18 protein-coding genes are annotated in these 16,346 nt (G+C 62.0%); 11 read left to right on the top strand and 7 right to left on the bottom strand.

Going from position 1 to position 16,346, the window contains the following annotated elements; translation table 11 throughout:
* Nucleotides 1-209: 209 nt before the first annotated feature.
* Complete coding sequence (rimO, locus tag BEN47_RS15255; protein WP_070729374.1) at nt 210-1,523, bottom strand: 30S ribosomal protein S12 methylthiotransferase RimO; 1,314 nt, start codon at nt 1,521-1,523, stop codon at nt 210-212.
* A gap of 83 nt (nt 1,524-1,606) precedes the next feature.
* Nucleotides 1,607-2,653: a phenylalanine--tRNA ligase subunit alpha gene (gene pheS, locus BEN47_RS15250; protein WP_083322479.1), complete on the bottom strand. Its 1,047-nt coding sequence runs from the start codon at nt 2,651-2,653 to the stop codon at nt 1,607-1,609.
* A 126-nt stretch (nt 2,654-2,779) separates the two neighbouring features.
* Here pheS and BEN47_RS15245 point away from each other — a divergent pair, with 126 nt between their 5' ends.
* The 3 genes from BEN47_RS15245 (at nt 2,780) to BEN47_RS15235 (ending at nt 4,620) form a co-directional block, all read left to right on the top strand.
* Nucleotides 2,780-3,388, top strand: a complete 609-nt coding sequence (locus BEN47_RS15245; RefSeq protein WP_125921709.1) for a hypothetical protein — start codon at nt 2,780-2,782, stop codon at nt 3,386-3,388.
* 169 nt (nt 3,389-3,557) lie between these two features.
* Nucleotides 3,558-3,986, top strand: coding sequence for a hypothetical protein (locus tag BEN47_RS15240; protein WP_070729367.1), 429 nt, complete (start codon nt 3,558-3,560; stop codon nt 3,984-3,986).
* Nucleotides 3,987-4,269: 283 nt separating this feature from the next.
* Nucleotides 4,270-4,620, top strand: coding sequence for a hypothetical protein (locus tag BEN47_RS15235; RefSeq protein ID WP_070729366.1), 351 nt, complete (start codon nt 4,270-4,272; stop codon nt 4,618-4,620).
* Nucleotides 4,621-4,635: 15 nt separating this feature from the next.
* Here the strand turns inward: BEN47_RS15235 and BEN47_RS15230 are convergent, their stop codons facing one another.
* Together BEN47_RS15230 and BEN47_RS15225 are read right to left on the bottom strand one after the other, a co-directional pair.
* Nucleotides 4,636-5,871: a M16 family metallopeptidase gene (locus BEN47_RS15230; protein WP_070729363.1), complete on the bottom strand. Its 1,236-nt coding sequence runs from the start codon at nt 5,869-5,871 to the stop codon at nt 4,636-4,638.
* Nucleotides 5,872-5,954: 83 nt separating this feature from the next.
* Complete coding sequence (locus BEN47_RS15225; RefSeq protein ID WP_070729361.1) at nt 5,955-7,277, bottom strand: ArnT family glycosyltransferase; 1,323 nt, start codon at nt 7,275-7,277, stop codon at nt 5,955-5,957.
* Nucleotides 7,278-7,643: 366 nt separating this feature from the next.
* Here BEN47_RS15225 and BEN47_RS15220 point away from each other — a divergent pair, with 366 nt between their 5' ends.
* Nucleotides 7,644-8,246 carry a Riean_0653 family protein gene (locus tag BEN47_RS15220; RefSeq protein ID WP_070729360.1) on the top strand — a complete coding sequence of 201 codons (603 nt, stop codon included), beginning with the start codon at nt 7,644-7,646 and terminating at the stop codon, nt 8,244-8,246.
* Between the two features lie 37 nt (nt 8,247-8,283).
* Here BEN47_RS15220 and BEN47_RS15215 read toward each other — a convergent pair whose 3' ends face one another.
* Entirely contained in the window at nt 8,284-8,985 is a 702-nt protein-coding gene (locus BEN47_RS15215; RefSeq protein ID WP_070729358.1) for a hypothetical protein, read from the bottom strand.
* An 85-nt stretch (nt 8,986-9,070) separates the two neighbouring features.
* Between BEN47_RS15215 and BEN47_RS15210 the strand changes: the two genes are divergently transcribed.
* The 4 genes from BEN47_RS15210 to ytxJ all read left to right on the top strand — a co-directional run bounded on the left by BEN47_RS15210 (nt 9,071) and on the right by ytxJ (nt 12,619).
* Complete coding sequence (locus tag BEN47_RS15210; RefSeq protein WP_070729356.1) at nt 9,071-11,128, top strand: alpha-ketoacid dehydrogenase subunit alpha/beta; 2,058 nt, start codon at nt 9,071-9,073, stop codon at nt 11,126-11,128.
* A gap of 112 nt (nt 11,129-11,240) precedes the next feature.
* A complete protein-coding gene (locus tag BEN47_RS15205) occupies nt 11,241-11,771 on the top strand; it encodes a hypothetical protein (RefSeq protein WP_125921708.1) in 531 nt (176 codons plus the stop codon).
* A complete protein-coding gene (locus tag BEN47_RS15200) occupies nt 11,758-12,120 on the top strand; it encodes a hypothetical protein (protein WP_125921707.1) in 363 nt (120 codons plus the stop codon). The genes BEN47_RS15205 and BEN47_RS15200 overlap by 14 nt, the downstream gene beginning before the upstream one ends.
* A 154-nt stretch (nt 12,121-12,274) precedes the next feature.
* Entirely contained in the window at nt 12,275-12,619 is a 345-nt protein-coding gene (ytxJ, locus tag BEN47_RS15195) for a bacillithiol system redox-active protein YtxJ (protein ID WP_070729351.1), read from the top strand.
* Nucleotides 12,620-12,780: 161 nt separating this feature from the next.
* Here the strand turns inward: ytxJ and BEN47_RS15190 are convergent, their stop codons facing one another.
* Nucleotides 12,781-13,188 (bottom strand): OsmC family protein, encoded by a 408-nt coding sequence (locus BEN47_RS15190; RefSeq protein ID WP_070729349.1) that lies wholly within the window; start codon nt 13,186-13,188, stop codon nt 12,781-12,783.
* A 106-nt stretch (nt 13,189-13,294) separates the two neighbouring features.
* Here BEN47_RS15190 and BEN47_RS15185 point away from each other — a divergent pair, with 106 nt between their 5' ends.
* From BEN47_RS15185 to BEN47_RS15175, 3 genes are all read left to right on the top strand, one after another.
* Nucleotides 13,295-14,191, top strand: coding sequence for a hypothetical protein (locus BEN47_RS15185; RefSeq protein ID WP_070729347.1), 897 nt, complete (start codon nt 13,295-13,297; stop codon nt 14,189-14,191).
* A gap of 160 nt (nt 14,192-14,351) precedes the next feature.
* Nucleotides 14,352-15,245: a lipoyl synthase gene (gene lipA, locus BEN47_RS15180; protein ID WP_070729345.1), complete on the top strand. Its 894-nt coding sequence runs from the start codon at nt 14,352-14,354 to the stop codon at nt 15,243-15,245.
* A gap of 10 nt (nt 15,246-15,255) precedes the next feature.
* Nucleotides 15,256-15,645 carry a DUF805 domain-containing protein gene (locus tag BEN47_RS15175; RefSeq protein WP_083322465.1) on the top strand — a complete coding sequence of 130 codons (390 nt, stop codon included), beginning with the start codon at nt 15,256-15,258 and terminating at the stop codon, nt 15,643-15,645.
* A 74-nt stretch (nt 15,646-15,719) separates the two neighbouring features.
* Here the strand turns inward: BEN47_RS15175 and BEN47_RS15170 are convergent, their stop codons facing one another.
* Nucleotides 15,720-16,319 carry a DUF4136 domain-containing protein gene (locus BEN47_RS15170; RefSeq protein WP_070729341.1) on the bottom strand — a complete coding sequence of 200 codons (600 nt, stop codon included), beginning with the start codon at nt 16,317-16,319 and terminating at the stop codon, nt 15,720-15,722.
* Nucleotides 16,320-16,346: the final 27 nt, after the last annotated feature.

Below are 16,346 nucleotides of genomic sequence, written 5' to 3'. Positions count from 1 at the left end.
TTATCGGATTGGTCGGGTTTTTCGGCTTTGGGAGACGGCCCTGGGCCGTGCCTGATACGCCGTGAAAGAACGAAGGTCGGGCTTTAACAAAAAAGGCAGCCTCCTGGCTGCCTTTTTCCCCTAAACATTCCAACTGAAACCAGCCGTGCAATCAAAAATTCCGGATTCAAATCAGTACCAAAATCCGGGCAATCCGACCAATCTGCAGCTCAGACAAGCTTGCCGTAGAGGTCGAAGTCCGTGGCTGCGGTAATCTTCACGTTGGCAAAATCGCCCAGGCGCACAAACGTGTCGCGCTCCACCGGCACCAGCACTTCGTTGTCTACTTCAGGCGAGTCGAATTCGGTACGGCCCACAAAATGGCCGCTTTCCTTGCGGTCGAACAGCACCTTGTAGGTCTCGCCCACGCGGGCCTCGTTCAGCTCCATCGAAATGCCCTGCTGCAGCTCCATGATGGCGTCGGCGCGCTCCTGTTTCAGCTCAGCGGGCACGTCGTCTACCAGTGTGTGCGAGTGCGTGTTTTCCTCGTGCGAGTAAGTAAAAATGCCCAAGCGCTCGAAGCGGGTCTGCTCCACAAAATCGTACATCTCGCGGAAGTCCTGCTCCGTCTCGCCGGGGTGGCCGCTAATGAGCGTGGTGCGCAGGGCAATGCCCGGCACGCGCTGCCGAATGGTGTCCACCAACTCAATCGTGCGGCGCTTGGTGATGCCCCGGCGCATGCTTTTTAGCATGTTGTCGGAACCGTGCTGCAGGGGCATGTCGAGGTATTTGCATATGTTCTCGCGCTCGGCCATCACGTCCAGCGCATCCAGCGGGAACTGCGAGGGGTAGGCGTACTGCAGGCGAATCCAGTCGATGCCGGCCACGTCGGACAGGTTGCGGAGCAGGTCGGCCAGCTTGCGCTCGCCGTAGGCCTGCAGGCCGTAGTAGGTCAGGTCCTGGGCGATGAGAATCAGCTCCTTGGTCCCCTGAGCAGCCAGGCGCTTGGCCTCCTTCACCAGGTCCTCAATGGGCCGGTCCACGTGCTTGCCGCGCATCAATGGGATGGCGCAGAACGAGCAGGGGCGGTTGCAGCCCTCGGCAATCTTAAAATAGGCATAGTGGCGCGGCGTAGTCAACAGGCGCTCCCCAATCAGCTCGTGCTTGTAGTCGGCGTTGAGCACCTTCAGCATCTGGGGCAGCTCCAGGGTGCCGAAATAGGCGTCTACCTGCGGGATTTCTACTTCCAGCTCGTCTTTGTAGCGCTGCGAGAGGCAGCCCGTCACATAAAGCTTATCCAGGCGGCCGGCGGCCTTTTCATCCGCGTAGCGCAGAATGGTGTCGATGCTCTCCTGCTTGGCGTTATCGATAAAACCGCAGGTGTTGATAATTACAATGTTGGCGTCGGACTTCTCCGCCTCGTGGGTCACGTCGAAGTCGTTGGCCTGCAGCTGGCCCATCAGCACTTCGCTGTCCACGATGTTCTTGGAGCAACCCAGGGTGATGACGTTTACTTTATTGGTCGTCTGATTTCTAACCTTCATGAAACACGGTTTTATCGATGCCTGCGAATTAGGCAAGCTGTATAGAATGGATTAAGCGGCGGAATGGTTCGGAGAGGGCTGATTTACAGCGCCTCAAACTGCCGCAAAAAGCGCATGTCGTTTTCCGTGAACAGGCGCAAATCCTTAATCTGGTACTTGAGCATGGCAATGCGCTCGATGCCCATGCCCCAGGCGTAGCCGGAGTATTTGTCGGAATCAATCTTGGCGTTTTCGAGCACGGCGGGGTCAACCATGCCGCAGCCCCCAATTTCGACCCAGCCCGAGTACTTGCAGATGTTGCAGCCCGCGCCCTTGCAAATCAGGCAGGTGATGTCAATTTCCGCGCTGGGCTCCGTGAACGGGAAGAAGCTGGGACGGAAGCGGATGTTGATGTCGGCCCCGAACAACTCCTGCACGAAGTAGTACACCGTCTGCTTGAGGTCGGCGAAGCTCACGCCCTCGTCAATAAAAATGCCCTCCACCTGATGAAACATCATGTGCGCCCGGGCCGAAATGGCCTCGTTGCGAAACACCCGGCCCGGCATCACGCGGCGAATGGGCAGCGGCTCGGTTTCCATCACGCGCACCTGCACGGTGCTGGTGTGGGTGCGCAGCAAGTACGGCAGGGCATCGGGGGCGGTTCCTGCGGCGGGGGCCACAAAAAACGTGTCCTGCATGTCGCGCGCCGGGTGGTTCTCGGGGAAGTTGAGGGCCGTGAAATTGTGCCAGTCGTCCTCAATCTCGGGGCCTTCGGCAATGGCGAAGCCGATGCGGGCAAATACGCGCATCATCTCCTCGCGCACCAGGCTCAGGGGGTGGCGCGTGCCCAGCGCGTTGGGCACGGGGGGCAGGGTGTAGTCGAAGTCGGGGTTGGCGGGAGTGTTGTCGGTGGCCGAGTCGGTGGCCTGCTGGGCTTCGTCGAAGCGGGCCTGGGCCTGCTGCTTCAGGGCGTTGAGCTGCTGGCCCACGGCACGTTTTTCTTCGGCCGGAACGGTTTTTAGTTGGTCAAACAAATCGGCCAAACGACCTTTGCGGCCAAGGTAGCTAATGCGAAACGCATCGAGGTGGGCGGTGCTACTCAAGTCGGCGGCCGCGATTTCGGCCGCAAGGCTGGCAATGGATTCCTGCATCATGCCACAAAGTTAGGGCAATAGGTGCGCCCTAAGAGAACGATTCGCGTATGTAGCCGGAACTTATCGCCCCCGCCTGCCCTTCCTGTTGCTTTAGTATTCTTTACGACATTAATTCCATTTGATATGAAACGTACTTTCCTTTCGCTTCTACTAATAGTGGCGGTAGCCGCTACCGCATCGGCCCAGAGTGGCTGGGACTCTTCCGATTCCTGGGGTGCCCCCAAGAAAGCTGCCAAGAAAAACCCCGGTACCAGCAGCCCGGCCCGCGCCGCTGGTACCGGGAAAGGCATGCAGAAGGCCGTAGCTCCCGCCGTTCCCCAGTCCGACGCGGCTACTGCCGAGGCATCGGCTGGCGCTGGCTTTGGTGGCGCAGTAGGCGGCAGCGCCTCTGGTGGCAGCGGTGTGCCGCAGGGCATGGGCATGTCGGCCGCGCCCGGCACCCCCATTCAAATGCAAAGCGGCCGCACCGTAATGGCCAACGACGCAGCCGCCGCACGCGAGCGCCGGGAGCGCCGCCTGCAGCGCGCCAAACGACCCAGCGCTGTCCCGGCCCCGGCAATGGAAATGGCGGCTCCCGCGGCTGCCGATGCCAGCATGGGCGGCACCAACGCCAGCGGCGGCGCCGGCGCCATGCCCACAGTTTCGCCCGCTGTTAAAGCTCCCGTTACCAAAGCGGCTGCTCCCGCCAAAAAAGCCCCGAAAAAGGCTCCTGCTGCCCCCGCCGGTTGGTAGGCTCGCTTCCCGGCTAGCTCCGCAACCCGCATAGCAACTACAATGGCCCGGCCGACCCGTTGAAAACGGGTTGGCCGGGCCATTTTGCGTGGTTTAGGGAGCAGGATGGAGAGTTGGCACGGTTCTCGTATTTGTCTTCGGCAACCACTCACCTATTCTTTTCCTAGCTATGTTCCGCTCCGTATTCACCCTCGCATTGTCGTTGTTTCTGCTGGCTGAGGCTAGTGCCCAAACTGCCCCCGCAGCTACCACCAAGGCCAAAGCCAAGTCGGCTAAAGCCAGTGCCCGCACCACCCGCCGCGAGGTGAAGAAAGTGACCCGGGCCGTAGCAAAAGCCCCCGCCGCCGCGACCCTCAACGACGGCTGGCCTCCTCTGGAAGACGCCCAGCCCGCTGTTGCCTCCACGGCCACGGCCACCGATACGGACTGGGGCTACGGCGGCGCCGCCACGCCCTCGCGCGGCGAGCTCGACAACGCCAACGTGTACAGCGCGCCTGGCATGCCGGTTCACATTCGCACCAGCAAAGTGCCCGTACCCTACAGCGTGCGCCCGCCCCGCAAAACGGCCACAAGCCAGCAAACCACGCTCGGCAACTAAGGAGCTATCCGCCTAACCCTGTGTCATGCTGACGAAGGAAGCATCTTATCACCGCAGAACAAATCGTACGCCGGTGAGAGGATACTTCCTTGTTGCCCAATCCTGTACGAATACGCTCAAAAGAGGTAGTTGAACCGACTTTGGGCCTGGCTCAACGAGATTCAGCCGCGGTTCATCGGCTTTCATATGCGGCAGTGTCACTTATGAGGCACTTGTTCGTATGGTAAAAGCTGGTGCGGTTTTAACCCGATTTTTTCCTTTCCACCCCCATATTTATACGTCCATGATACGCCTGTTACTCGCCTCAGTGGTGCTGTTTGCTATGACCCTGGCCGATGCCAACGCCCAAACCACGCCCCGCGCCGCGCGCAAGAAAATAGCGCCGTACTCGGCCCGTGGCCCCCGCAAGGCATCCGTTAAAATCAATCCCCGCACCGGCAAGCCCTTCGGCTACGGCGTGTCGCAGGACCTGAAAGACGGCTCCTCGTATCTGGCTCCCGGCGTACCCATGCGCAAGCAGGAAGGCTACAATGCCAACGGCGGCTACAACGACAACCGCACGCGCAAGCCCATGCCCAAGAAGGCGGCCAACAGCTCGCTCAGCCGCGACAGCAACGCCCCGGCTAAAAAATAACCGGAGCGCTCCGCTCTACACCGCCTCGTAGTAGAGGGTGCTGCAGTTTTCGGGCCGCAGGATGCTTTGCGCGGCGGTGCGCACGTCGGCCACGGTCACGGCTTGAATGCGGCGGCTCTCGTCGTTCACCAGGTTGGCATCGCCCTGCAGCTTGCTGTATGCCAGGTTGAGGGCGCGGTTTAACAAGTCGATTTCTTCAAAAACCAGGCTGCTCTCGGCCTGGTTTTTTACTTTTTCCAGCTCTTGCGCGTCCACGTCCTGGGCCAGGAATTCCGCCACCACGGCTTCTACCGCCGCATTGGCCGCCTGCAGGTCCACACCCGTGTTGAGCTTGCCGCTGATAATGAGCAAGCCAGGGTCGAGCGAGCCGGTGAGCGAGGCCGAAATATTGTTGAACAAGGCTTGCTCCTTCACCAAGCGCTGGTGCAGGCGCGCCGACTTGCCCCGGCCCAGCACATCGCTGAGCAGGTCCACGGCGTGGTAGCCGTCGTCGCCGCGGGCGGGCATGTGGTAGGCTTTATAAATGGCGCTCAGGGGCACGGTGGCCGAGGCGGTGAGGTGCCGGGCCTCTTGCTGGGCAGGCTCGGTGGGCAGCTGGCGCTGGTAGGCCGGGCCGCCGGGAATGGGGCCAAACCACTTTTCAGCCAGGCGGCGCACATCGGCCTCGCTCACGGCGCCGGCCACCACCAGCACGGCGTTCTGGGGCGCGTAATGCTTTTGAAAAAAGCCGCGCACGTCGTCCATCACCGCGTTTTCGATGTGCGAAATCTCCTTGCCAATGGTGTTCCACTGGTAGGGGTGGGTGTTGTAGGCCAGGGGCTTGAGCTTGAGCCACACGTCCCCATACGGCTGGTTGAGGTAGCTCTGCTTGAACTCTTCCACCACCACTTTGCGCTGTACTTCCAGTCCGTTTTCGGAGAAAGCCAGGTTCAGCATCCGGTCGCTTTCCAGCCAAAAGCCGGTTTCGAGGTTGGCCGCGGGCAGCGAGAGGTAGTAGTTGGTGACATCGGAGGAGGTGAAGGCGTTGTTTTCGCCACCCACGCGCTGCAGCGGCTCGTCGTAGCTGGGGATGTTCACCGAGCCGGAAAACATAAGGTGCTCAAACAGGTGCGCAAAGCCGGTGTGCTCGGCGTCCTCATCGCGCGAGCCCACGTCGTACATGACGTTGAGCACGGCCATGGGCGTAGAAAAATCTTCGTGAACGATGCAACGCAGGCCGTTGTCGAGGGTGAATTCGGTGAAGTGAATCATAAAATCAAAAAGTACAGAACGAATACAAGAGGGACAAGCCCGGCAGCCGGGGGCGCTAGCGCTACTGCCCGCCGGGCCGAAAGTTAGGGCCGGGCGTTCAGGCGCAGGGTTACGCACGAATCGGTTTGAAGGACCAGCTGGGTGCGGTACTTCCTTTCCCAGGCCCGCCGCAGGGCTGCCCCACACACAACTACCAATTGGCCCGTTGGGGTTTCAGCTATTTTCCGGGGCGGCACCCGCACAATGCGGTGCCCGGCCTGCCGCTCCATGGCGGCCTTATAAAAAGTGGGGCTGTCGTTGAAAATGCTGTCCTCGGCCAGATAGTAGCTGCGCACCGCGGGCAGGGTCGTCGCCTGGTGGCGCAGGTGGTTGCCCACCAGCAAAGACGGCACTTCGTAGCGGCGGTCAAAAAACCGCGCCAGGGTCCGGCACTGCGCCCAGTAGGGCAGGGCTACTACCAGTGCCACGGCCGCCAGCCGCGCCGCCGGGCCCGGCCGCCAGTGCTGCTGCGCTGCCACGGCCCGGGCCATTTGCAGCAGGCCACTGGCCGTGAGCAGCGCCAGCAGCGGGTAAATGGGCGCATCGTACCACGGCAGCCGGGTTTGGGTGAAGGCCAGAATAACCATCAGCGAGCCCGCCACGCACACCACGAACCGGGCCAGCAGACGCCCCGGGCTGCCCGCCGGCAGCCACCAGCCCAGCAGCCCCGCCAGCAGCGCCGGCACCAGCCAAAACATAAACTTGACTTCCATTAGGCTGGTCAGGTACCAGTACACTTCCGTGGTGTGGCCCTCCAGTTGGTTCAGGGCCGGGCCGCCCAACTCAAATTCCCACACGGCTTGCAGGTAGCCGGTGGCCGCGTGCTCGCGCACGGCGTACCAGGCCGCCAGGCCGGCCAGCAGCCCCAGCACCGCCAGCCAGGGCGCCGGCCGCCGCAGGCGCTGCCCCTGGCCCAGCGCAAAAGTGGCCAGCAGCAAGCCCGGCCCAAACAGCAGCCCGGCCACGCCCTTGGTGAAGGCCGCCAAAAAGAAAAACAGCCCCGCCTGCCAGGCGTGGCGGCTGCGGCCCTCGGCCAGGTAGCGCAGCCAGGTGAGCGCCCCCAGCGTGGTCCAGAGCGTGAGCAGGGCATCGAAGTCGCCGGTGCGGGTGACGTGCTCCTGCACGTAGCCGGCCGAGGTGAGCAGGATGAGCGCCGCCAGCAGCCCGCCTTCCCAGCTGCCCAGCCACCGGCGCCCGGCCCGGTACACCACCAGCGTGGTGGCCAGCGCCGCCAGCGCGGCCGGCAGCCGCAAGCCCAGCTCAGTAGGCCCCAGCAGCTTGAAGCTGACGGCCAGCAGCCACGGCCACAGCGGCGGCTTGCAGTTCCAGAGGTCGGGCAGCTGCAGGCGTCGCGCATCACCAGCCACTCGTGGTTGCGCAGGATGTTGAGGCCGTTGAGGCCCGTGCGGGCTTCGTCCCATTGTTGCACCGGGTGGCTGCCCAGCAGCCAGAACAAGGGCATGTAGGCCACGGCCACCACCAGGAGCATGGGGCCGATGCGCCGGAAAAGAGCGTGAAAAATGGAAGAGGAAGGGGCCACGAAAAAGACTGTTGAACTGTGGCCAGTGGACAAAAGGCCAGGGAGGCTACACCGGGCAAGTTAAGGTAAAGCGCTGCGATGGGCACGCTGGCCAGGTACAAGAAGCGCCGGCTGGTGAAATTCGGGGCATAAGATTTGATGCAAGAGTCATCTTATTCAAAACCGCCTCGCTTGGCTTTCCCCCGGTACCCACATGCTCGCAACTTTACCCGCCGCTTTCCTGAAAAAAGCTAGCCTGCTGCTCCTGCTGCCGCTGCTCCTGAGCTGCGAAGACTCGCTGGACAAGCTCTACCCCAAAGCCCAGCCCGTGCAGCTGCCCGCCGAAACCAAGACCGGCGCCAACGTTCTTGGCTGCCGCCTGAACGGCGACGTGTGGGAGGCCAACAACACCGCCACCCTCACCGGAAAAGTACTGACTCCCACCGCGCACCACCGCAACGGCTTGCTGCGCATCGACGCCTTTCGGCGCCTGCAGGTAACCGGTCCGGTCACGAACATTCACTTCACGGTGGCCGGCGCTACCAAGCCGGGCGTCTACCAGCTGGGCGCGGCGGAGCGGAAATCCGGCGGCTTCGCCATGCTGGAAACCGCCAGTGGCCAATTGGAATATGCCACCAGTGCCCACCAGACCGGCACGCTCACCATTACCCGCCTCGACACCACCGGGGCGCACCCCGTGGTAGCGGGCCGCTTTGAGCTGCGCGCCGCGCCCACGCAACCCACCGTGCCTACCGCCGACCTGCCCGCCCACGTGCAGCTGACCGAGGGCCGGTTTGATATTCAGTTGAACCGGTAGGAGCCCCTGAAGACGCACGTCTGAAGGGAAGGGCGACTCACTTGCCTTGGGGCAGGAGGCGGGGATGCACCGCGAAGGCCGCCGTCAGGCCCAGCCATGGGGCGTAGGAAGCGGTGCGGCTTTGTCCGTAAATTACCTGGCCGCCTTGGATATAGGTGTTTGCCGCTCCGTACTCGTACGCCGGGGTGAAGGGCACCCGCAGGTGCAGGTCCACCGTGGTTTCGGTACGGCGTACCGGGGCCAGGCGCAACTCCAGCCCCAGGAGACCGGTGAGTTCGGTCCGCCGCGGAAAGTAGGGGGCGTCGCCCGGCATCCCGTTCGTGCCGAGGTGGAAGGTCGGCCCTGCGCCCGCCAGGAAATGAAAAAGACTGGAAGGCCTGCCGGTGCGCAAGTACACCGGCATGAATAGGTGGTGGCTGTTCGCCGTCACATCGTAGTAAGCCGTGCCCGCCGCTATTTCGGTGTAGGTGAGCCGGACCGTCCGCGTCGTGTACAGGGCTTCGGCGTGAACACTTGCCCGCAGCTTGGGCAAGTAGTAGCCTAGGGTGAGCCCACCGCTGGGGCTCAGGTAAGTGTCGGCGTACTCCCGGCGGTTATTACCGTAGGTTAAGCGGCCTTGCCCGAGGCCGAGGCGTGCGCCCCAGCTCCAGTGCGGCGCTTCGGGGCCAGAAGCTTGGGCGTACACGGTGGTGCATCCCAGTAGCATTACGGCCCAGAGTAGCAGGTAGCGTAAATTCATGAGTTTGGTAGGTAGATAAAGGGAAGCCAAATATAGGCGCCGTTCTGGCCGCTACCTTTGTCCTGCATCTCCCACCCGCTCTGCTATGACGTTAGTTGCCACCACGCTTCGATTCGACCGCCTCGACCTTTCCAACGAAACCCTGCTGCACCTCTACCAGCACCTGCTGCGGCCCCGGCTGATTGAGGAGAAAATGCTGATTCTGCTGCGCCAGGGCAAGGTGAGCAAGTGGTTCTCGGGTATCGGACAGGAGGCCATTTCGGTAGGCAGCACCCTGGCCCTGGAACCCGACGAGTACATTCTGCCGCTGCACCGCAACCTGGGCGTGTTCACGGGGCGCGAGGTGCCGCTGGGGCGCCTGTTCGCGCAGTGGCAGGGCAAGCGCACGGGCTTCACCAAAGGCCGCGACCGCAGCTTTCACTTCGGCAGCAACGAGCACCACATCGTGGGCATGATTTCGCACCTGGGGCCGCAACTGGCCGTGGCCGGCGGCATTGCTCTGGCCGACGTGCTCGACAAAAACCCCAAAGTGACCCTGACCTACAGCGGCGATGGCGGCGCCTCGGAGGGCGACTTCCACGAGGCCCTGAACGTGGCCGCCGTGTGGCAGCTGCCGGTCATTTTCGTGATTGAAAACAACGGCTACGGCCTCAGCACGCCCAGCAACGAGCAGTTTCGCTTCAATTCCTTCGTGGACAAAGGCCCGGCCTACGGCATGGAAGCCGTGCAGGTCGACGGCAACAACGTGCTGGAAGTGTACCGCACCGTGAAGCGCCTGGCCGAGGACCTACGCCACAACCCGCGCCCCGTGCTAATAGAAGCCCTCACCTTCCGGATGCGCGGCCACGAAGAAGCCAGCGGCACCAAGTACGTGCCGCAAAGCTTGATGGAAGAATGGGCCCAGAAAGACCCGGTTGAGAATTACGAGAAGTGGCTCATCGAAGAAGGGATTCTGACTGAAACCGCCAAGCACAGCATCCGCGAAACCATCAAGGCGGCCATCGAAGCCGGCTTGCAGGAAGCCGACGCCGTGTCCATGCCCACCGCCGATATAGAGGAGGAAATTGCCGACATGTACGCGCCGGCTGCGCCGGAGTTAAAAGTTGAGAGTTATAAGGTAAGATTTGACGGAGCCGGTGCAGACCAACTCTCAACTCCTAACTCTCAACCCTTAACTGCGACGAAGGAGCTGCGCTTCATCGACGCCATCCAGGAGGGCCTGCGCCAGAGCATGGAGCGCTACCCCGAGCTGGTGCTCATGGGCCAGGACATTGCTGACTACGGCGGCGTATTTAAAATCACGGAAGGCTTCGTGGCGCAGTTTGGCAAGGCGCGGGTGCGCAACACGCCCTTGTGCGAGTCGGCCATTGTGGGCGCGGGCCTGGGCCTGAGCATCAAGGGCAAGAAGAGCATGGTCGAAATGCAGTTCGCGGATTTCGTGACCTGCGGCTTCAACCAGATTGTGAACAACCTCGCCAAAAGCCACTACCGCTGGGGCCAGAACGCCGACGTAGTGGTGCGCATGCCCACCGGCGCCGGCAGCGCCGCCGGCCCCTTCCACAGCCAGAGCAACGAAGCGTGGTTCACGCACGTGCCCGGCCTGAAAGTGGTGTATCCCAGCAACCCGCACGACGCCAAGGGCCTGCTTTGCGCCGCTTTCGAAGACCCCAACCCGGTGATGTACTTCGAGCACAAAATGCTCTACCGCAGCCTGAGCGGCCCCGTGCCGGAGGTGTACTACACCACGCCCATCGGCAAGGCCGCGCTGGCCGCGGAGGGCGATGAGTTGAGCATCATCACCTACGGCATGGGCGTGCATTGGGCGCTGCAGGTGTGCAAGGAGCTGAAGGTGTCGGCCGACATCCTCGACTTGCGCACCCTGCTGCCCTGGGACCAGGACGCCGTGCGCCGCACCGTGAAAAAAAACGGCCGCGTGCTGGTGCTGCACGAAGACACCCTTACCGGCGGCATCGGCGGCGAAATCGCGGCCTGGATTGGCGAGAATTGCTTCGAGCACCTGGACGCACCCGTGCGCCGCGTGGCCTCGCTGGATACTGCCATTCCGTTTGCGCCGCCCCTGGAAGCCGCTTTCCTGCCCCAGCAGCGCCTGCGCGAGCAGGTGGAGGCTTTGCGCAATTACTAAAGTGAGCTGCGCTGGCCGGGCCCGATTTTCGCGCCCGGCCGCCGTATCTTTCTCTTGCTTACATTCTGAATCTGTCTGCCTTACGGTGAAGTACTTTCTACCCGCTGTTGTTGTGCGTTGTGTGTTGGGGGCGCTGCTGCTGGCAGGCTTGGGAGGCTGTAGCCTGTACCACAGCGTTTTCCATCCCTATCGCCTGCCCACGCCCAAGCCGTCGCCGGAGTTCAAAGCTCAGCAAAAAGCGGCCAAAGCCCGCAAGAAGAATAACGAGCCCGCGGGGCTTTTCAAGAAAAGACCCCCCGTTGATGAGGAAGCCGCCACCGACGTGTCGACGCCCACCGGCGGCGCGGTGCCGATGGCCGTGGCCTCTACCGAAACGCGGACCCTGCCCGAACGCTCCACGGTGCGCTACGACAAGCAAGGGCTCATGAAAAAGCCCAAGCTGATGCGGCGGCGCATCAACAAGCCCGCCCGCAAGCCCTTCAAGCCCGTGAAGTCCATCCGTCACTTCTTCAAATTCAAGGCCCATGCGAAACCCAACTACAGCCCTGACCACCGGCCGGCTCGCCCAGCCCCCACTGCTGAGCCCGACATGGCGCCGGACCCTGCGCCCGCGCCCGTTCCCGCTTCCAATGGCAAGCCGTAGCAGCTGCTGGAGCGCGCTGCTGGCACTGGCAATGCTGCTGTGTGGCCAGGCGGCCCAGGCTCAGATTGAGCCCCAGAAGCCGGCCCAGCTGAAGGCGGCCAACCGCCAGGCCCTGCGCGACGCCCACCGCACCGAATCGCCCTACAAAGACAGCCACCTCGCCGTGAAGCCGGCCCGCCTCAAGCGCGGCCAAAGCGCCCCGCCGCAAGCCAAAGGCTTAAACAAAGGCGAACCCGAAGTAGATTTTGAACCCGGGAAAGTGGGCCCGGCCAAGCCCGTGGGTTTCCTGGGGTTGCGTCGCAAAGCCTCGCCTCGGCCCCGGCCCGCCGCGCCCGGCAAAAAAAAATGAATGCTCTCCGGGAATCAAGTGTTAGCAAGCTGTTGTAGCACAGTGGCGGCACTTGCCCGGCTTGTGTATCGTGCCGGTTACCGGCATTTGCGGGGCCTGTAGTCCCGCAAGCTGCTGGTAATTACCAGATTATTGCTTTTCCAACCCCCATTCTATGTCAACCCCCTGGCTTCCGCTTACCCAAACCCAGCAAATCACCGATTTGGCCCAGGCTTCTCACGAGCAGCCCGTGCTCATTTTCAAGCACAGCACCACCTGCTCCATCAGTGCGGCCGCTAAAAGCAAGATTGAGCGCCAGTGGGCCGATAGCGGTCTGAACGTGCCCATCTACTACCTCGACCTGCTGCGCTTCCGTCCGTTGTCAGCCCAGATTGCCGAGCAGTTTGGCATCCGGCACGAGTCGCCCCAATTGCTACTGATTAAGGACGGCGAATGCCGCTACGATGCCTCGCATATGGGCATCCGCCTCGCCGACGTATCGGCGAAAGTGGCCCAGTAGTCTGCTGACGTTCAGGTTAAAAAACGTCATGCTCATCTGGCGTCCGCTTGCCGAAGCATCTCTACCGCAATACTAAAATTGGTTAGCTACGCGGGAGAGATGCTTCGGCAAGCGGACGCCAGATGAGCATGACGAGAGTTGTTAAACCAGCTGTTGACCCTCTACTTGTACTCAAACATCACGTTTTGCTTGATGTCCGGGTGCAGGCTGAGTGTGACGGGGCAGGTGAGGGCGGTGCGCTCCAGCAAGCTGCGGTCGCTGGGCGAGAGCGCGGCGGGCATGGTGAACGTCACGTTGATTTGCGCAATGCGGCGCGGGGCCTCGGTGCTCATGTGCTTCATCACCGCAAAGGTGCTGTCCACCAAATCGAGGCTATGGCGGTCGGCCACGATGCCCATCACCGTCATCATGCACGAGCCCAGGGCGGTGCACACCAGGTCGGTGGGCGAAAACGCTTCACCGCGGCCGTGGTTATCGGTGGGTGCATCGGTTTGAATAATGTTGCCCGAAGCAACGTGCGTGGCTTCGGTGCGGAGGTGGCCGGCGTAGCGGGCGGTGGCGGTGTTCATCAAGTCAGGCAGTTACCTTTAATAAGTTGTTTCTTCGTTAGCTAATTTACGTATTACTTAGTGCGCCGCGCCGTTGGCGATTGGTTGGGCTCCTTTTTGGTCGATTATGCTTTTCCTTCCCTCGCGTTTTTTTGGTTGGCTGGCTGTGGCCTGCCTGCCCGTGGCTGCCTACGCCCAGGACACCCCCGCGCGCCCGGCGCCGGCGCCCAGCCAGGCCGCGCCCGCCAACCCGGCCCCAGCCCCCAGCCCCCAGGATGCGCCCCCGCGGCGGCGTTCCGGACCGGTACCCGCCGCCCCATCCGAAGAGCAGTCGTACCGCAAAGAGTTTGTGTACGGCGTCAACTTCAATACCCAGGGCGGCTTGCTGGGCGGGGCTTCCGTGCGCTCCTCGCGCGTGCTCGACGACCGGCTGCTGCGCTTCTGGAGCATTGAGGGCGTAATGCTCAAAAACGCCAAGGAGGAACGCATCAACACCGTAATCGGGGGTACCTACATTGACCGCAAGACCAACTATGCCTTTGTGCTGCGGCCTTCGGTGGGCCTGCAGCGCATTTTGTTTCGCAAAGCGGCCGATGCCGGCGTGCAGGTAAATGGCCTGCTGAGCGTGGGTCCTTCCATCGGCCTGCTCATGCCGTATTACATCAGCTTCGACCGCACGGCCGCCCAAACGCGGGTTATCAACGTCGCGACCGACGACATCGTGGACGAGCAGTACGACCCCATCAAGCACGCCGACTCGGGCGCCATCCTGGACCGGGGCCCCTTGTTTGCGGGCATTGGCGGTACCAAGGTGGTGCCGGGCTTCCACGTGCGCGGCGGCCTCAGCTTTGAGTACGGCCGCTACCGCGACGCCGTGACGGGCATGGAAGTGGGCGTACTGGTTGAAGGATTCACTAAGCGGCTGGTTATTCTCAGCCCCGGCAATCTCTCGGACGTGGACGCGCTCAACCGCCAGTTCTTCCCCTCGGTGTACCTGACGCTCTATTTCGGGCACCGCTCGTAAGAACAGTGAGCAATTAACAGGGAACAGTTAGCAGCGGTAGGAAGGCGGAGCGTACTTCTGTCGTTAATTTTGCGAGGCCCATCTAGTTGAAACGATTTGGCCGCTAATTGCTTTTTATAGGGTTAACTGCTCGCTGTTAACTGCTAATTGTTAACTGAAAATGATTGATTTGCCCGTTATCCAGCCCGAAACGGCTGCGCCTGCCCGCCCCCGCAAGCCCGATTGGCTGCGCGTGAAGCTGCCCGTGGGCGAAGAATACGCCGCCGTGCGCCGCCTCGTGGACGAGCACAAGCTGCACACCATCTGCGAAAGCGGCAATTGCCCCAACATGGGCGAATGCTGGGGCGCTGGCACCGCCACGTTCATGATTCTGGGCAACATCTGCACCCGCTCGTGCTCGTTCTGTGCCGTGGCCACCGGCCGGCCCACCGAGTACGACCTCGACGAGCCCCGCCGCGTGGCCGAAGCCATTGCCCTCATGAAAGTGAAGCACGCCGTGATTACCAGCGTGAACCGCGACGAGCTGAAGGACCGCGGCGCCAGCGTGTGGCGCGAAACGGTGGTGCTCACCAAGCAGCTCAGCCCCGGCACCACCATCGAAACCCTGATTCCGGACGTGAAAGCCAACTGGGACGCGCTCGATGTCATGATTTCGGGTGGCCAGGAAGTGATTTCGCACAACATTGAAACCGTGGGCAGCCTTTACCGCCTTGTGCGCCCGCAGGCCCGCTACGACCGCAGCCTGGAGCAAATCCGGCGCACCAAAGCTGCCGGGCACCGCACCAAGTCCGGCATCATGCTGGGCCTGGGCGAAAAGGCCGACGAGCTGTACCAGGCCATGGACGACCTCGTGGCCAACGGCCTCGACATCCTCACCCTGGGCCAGTACCTACAGCCCACCCGGCGCCACCTCGACGTGGCCGAGTTCATCACCCCCGACCAGTTTGCCCATTACAAGGAAGAAGGCCTACGCCGCGGCCTGAAGTACGTGGAAAGCGGCCCGCTGGTGCGCAGCTCCTACCACGCCGAGCGCCACGTCAACGTACCGATATAGTGCAACCCCAATGGCCTTTTTTACGGCGAAAGGGCGTTTGCGACGGCGCCAGTACGTGCTGCGGCTGGTACTGCTCTACGCAATGGCCATTGCCTTCTACGCCCTGCCGTCGCTCATCTCAGCCCCTGAACTGCAAACCATCCTGCGCCTAATTGCCGGGGCAGGCATAGCAGTGGCCTGGTACCTGGTTATCATTCAGGCGCTGCTTCGGTTGCACGACCTGAACCTGAGCGCGTGGTGGGCCCTGGTGGGCTTGCTGCCCGTTGTGGGCTATGTGCTGGGTGGTGGCCTGCAATTGGTGCAGGGCAGCATTGGCCCCAACCGGTTTGGCCCGGACCCCAAGCGACCCGCGTGGTCGCCGGTCTTTATTGGTAGTGATTCTGGTGCTACGGCTATTTAAAGCAATGTAGTCAGCACAAAAAAATGCCTCTCCAGTATTGGAGAGGCATTTTTGTGCTCGCTAAACCCGCAGAACTAACGACGGGCGTTGTTATCCTGAGGAGGATAGGTGCTCAGGATGCCGTTGACAATGCGCACGGTTTCGGCTTCGTTGATGGTATTCTGGTCGACCTGGGCCTGACCGGTACCGCGCCACGCCAGTTCCTTGCGCCGGGCGTCGATGATGTCAATGACCACGGTGCCGGCCTTGTACTGGCTCACCGACTGCATGCCGCGGCCATAGTAGCCGTACCCATAGCCATATGGGTAACCCAGGCCGTTGTAGTAAGGCGATACCTGCTGCTTGTCTTCGACGCGGGCACTGTAAGCCACGTAAATATCGGGGGCCTTCTCTACCTCGGTCAGGCCTTTGCGGGCCATCTCGGCGCTCACAGAAGCCCGCATGCGCTTATCCAGGAAGGACTCGTAGCCTTTGGCCGGGCCACCTTCGGTATCGGTGGGTTGCTGCGGGTACCAGGCCCAGGTCTTAAACGCCCGAAAATTTACGGCGTGGTCGAAATCGTTGGTCACGCCCACGCGGGAAGCGGTGGTGCAACTGCTGACGCCCAGCAACAACACAAGACTCATGGCGGCCAAAGCAGCTGGGCGAGCCAGGAAACGGGGAATGCGGTTCATAAATCTTAGCGAAAAGTCAAGTGGATA

It is taken from the genome of Hymenobacter lapidarius (assembly GCF_001816145.1).
GTDB classification, from domain to species: Bacteria; Bacteroidota; Bacteroidia; order Cytophagales; family Hymenobacteraceae; genus Hymenobacter; species Hymenobacter lapidarius.
This window is presented reverse-complemented; position numbering and strand designations above follow the sequence as displayed.

Coding starts and splice junctions, on each gene's coding strand:
- ytxJ (WP_070729351.1), top strand. CDS start 12,275: ATGTCAACCCCCTGGCTTCCGCTTACCCAAACCCAGCAAATCACCGAT.
- BEN47_RS15245 (WP_125921709.1), top strand. CDS start 2,780: ATGAAACGTACTTTCCTTTCGCTTCTACTAATAGTGGCGGTAGCCGCT.
- BEN47_RS15185 (WP_070729347.1), top strand. CDS start 13,295: ATGCTTTTCCTTCCCTCGCGTTTTTTTGGTTGGCTGGCTGTGGCCTGC.
- BEN47_RS15215 (WP_070729358.1), bottom strand. CDS start 8,985: ATGAATTTACGCTACCTGCTACTCTGGGCCGTAATGCTACTGGGATGC.
- BEN47_RS15200 (WP_125921707.1), top strand. CDS start 11,758: ATGGCAAGCCGTAGCAGCTGCTGGAGCGCGCTGCTGGCACTGGCAATG.
- BEN47_RS15210 (WP_070729356.1), top strand. CDS start 9,071: ATGACGTTAGTTGCCACCACGCTTCGATTCGACCGCCTCGACCTTTCC.
- BEN47_RS15235 (WP_070729366.1), top strand. CDS start 4,270: ATGATACGCCTGTTACTCGCCTCAGTGGTGCTGTTTGCTATGACCCTG.
- BEN47_RS15240 (WP_070729367.1), top strand. CDS start 3,558: ATGTTCCGCTCCGTATTCACCCTCGCATTGTCGTTGTTTCTGCTGGCT.
- BEN47_RS15220 (WP_070729360.1), top strand. CDS start 7,644: ATGCTCGCAACTTTACCCGCCGCTTTCCTGAAAAAAGCTAGCCTGCTG.
- BEN47_RS15230 (WP_070729363.1), bottom strand. CDS start 5,871: ATGATTCACTTCACCGAATTCACCCTCGACAACGGCCTGCGTTGCATC.
- BEN47_RS15190 (WP_070729349.1), bottom strand. CDS start 13,188: ATGAACACCGCCACCGCCCGCTACGCCGGCCACCTCCGCACCGAAGCC.
- rimO (WP_070729374.1), bottom strand. CDS start 1,523: ATGAAGGTTAGAAATCAGACGACCAATAAAGTAAACGTCATCACCCTG.
- BEN47_RS15175 (WP_083322465.1), top strand. CDS start 15,256: ATGGCCTTTTTTACGGCGAAAGGGCGTTTGCGACGGCGCCAGTACGTG.
- pheS (WP_083322479.1), bottom strand. CDS start 2,653: ATGCAGGAATCCATTGCCAGCCTTGCGGCCGAAATCGCGGCCGCCGAC.
- BEN47_RS15170 (WP_070729341.1), bottom strand. CDS start 16,319: ATGAACCGCATTCCCCGTTTCCTGGCTCGCCCAGCTGCTTTGGCCGCC.
- lipA (WP_070729345.1), top strand. CDS start 14,352: ATGATTGATTTGCCCGTTATCCAGCCCGAAACGGCTGCGCCTGCCCGC.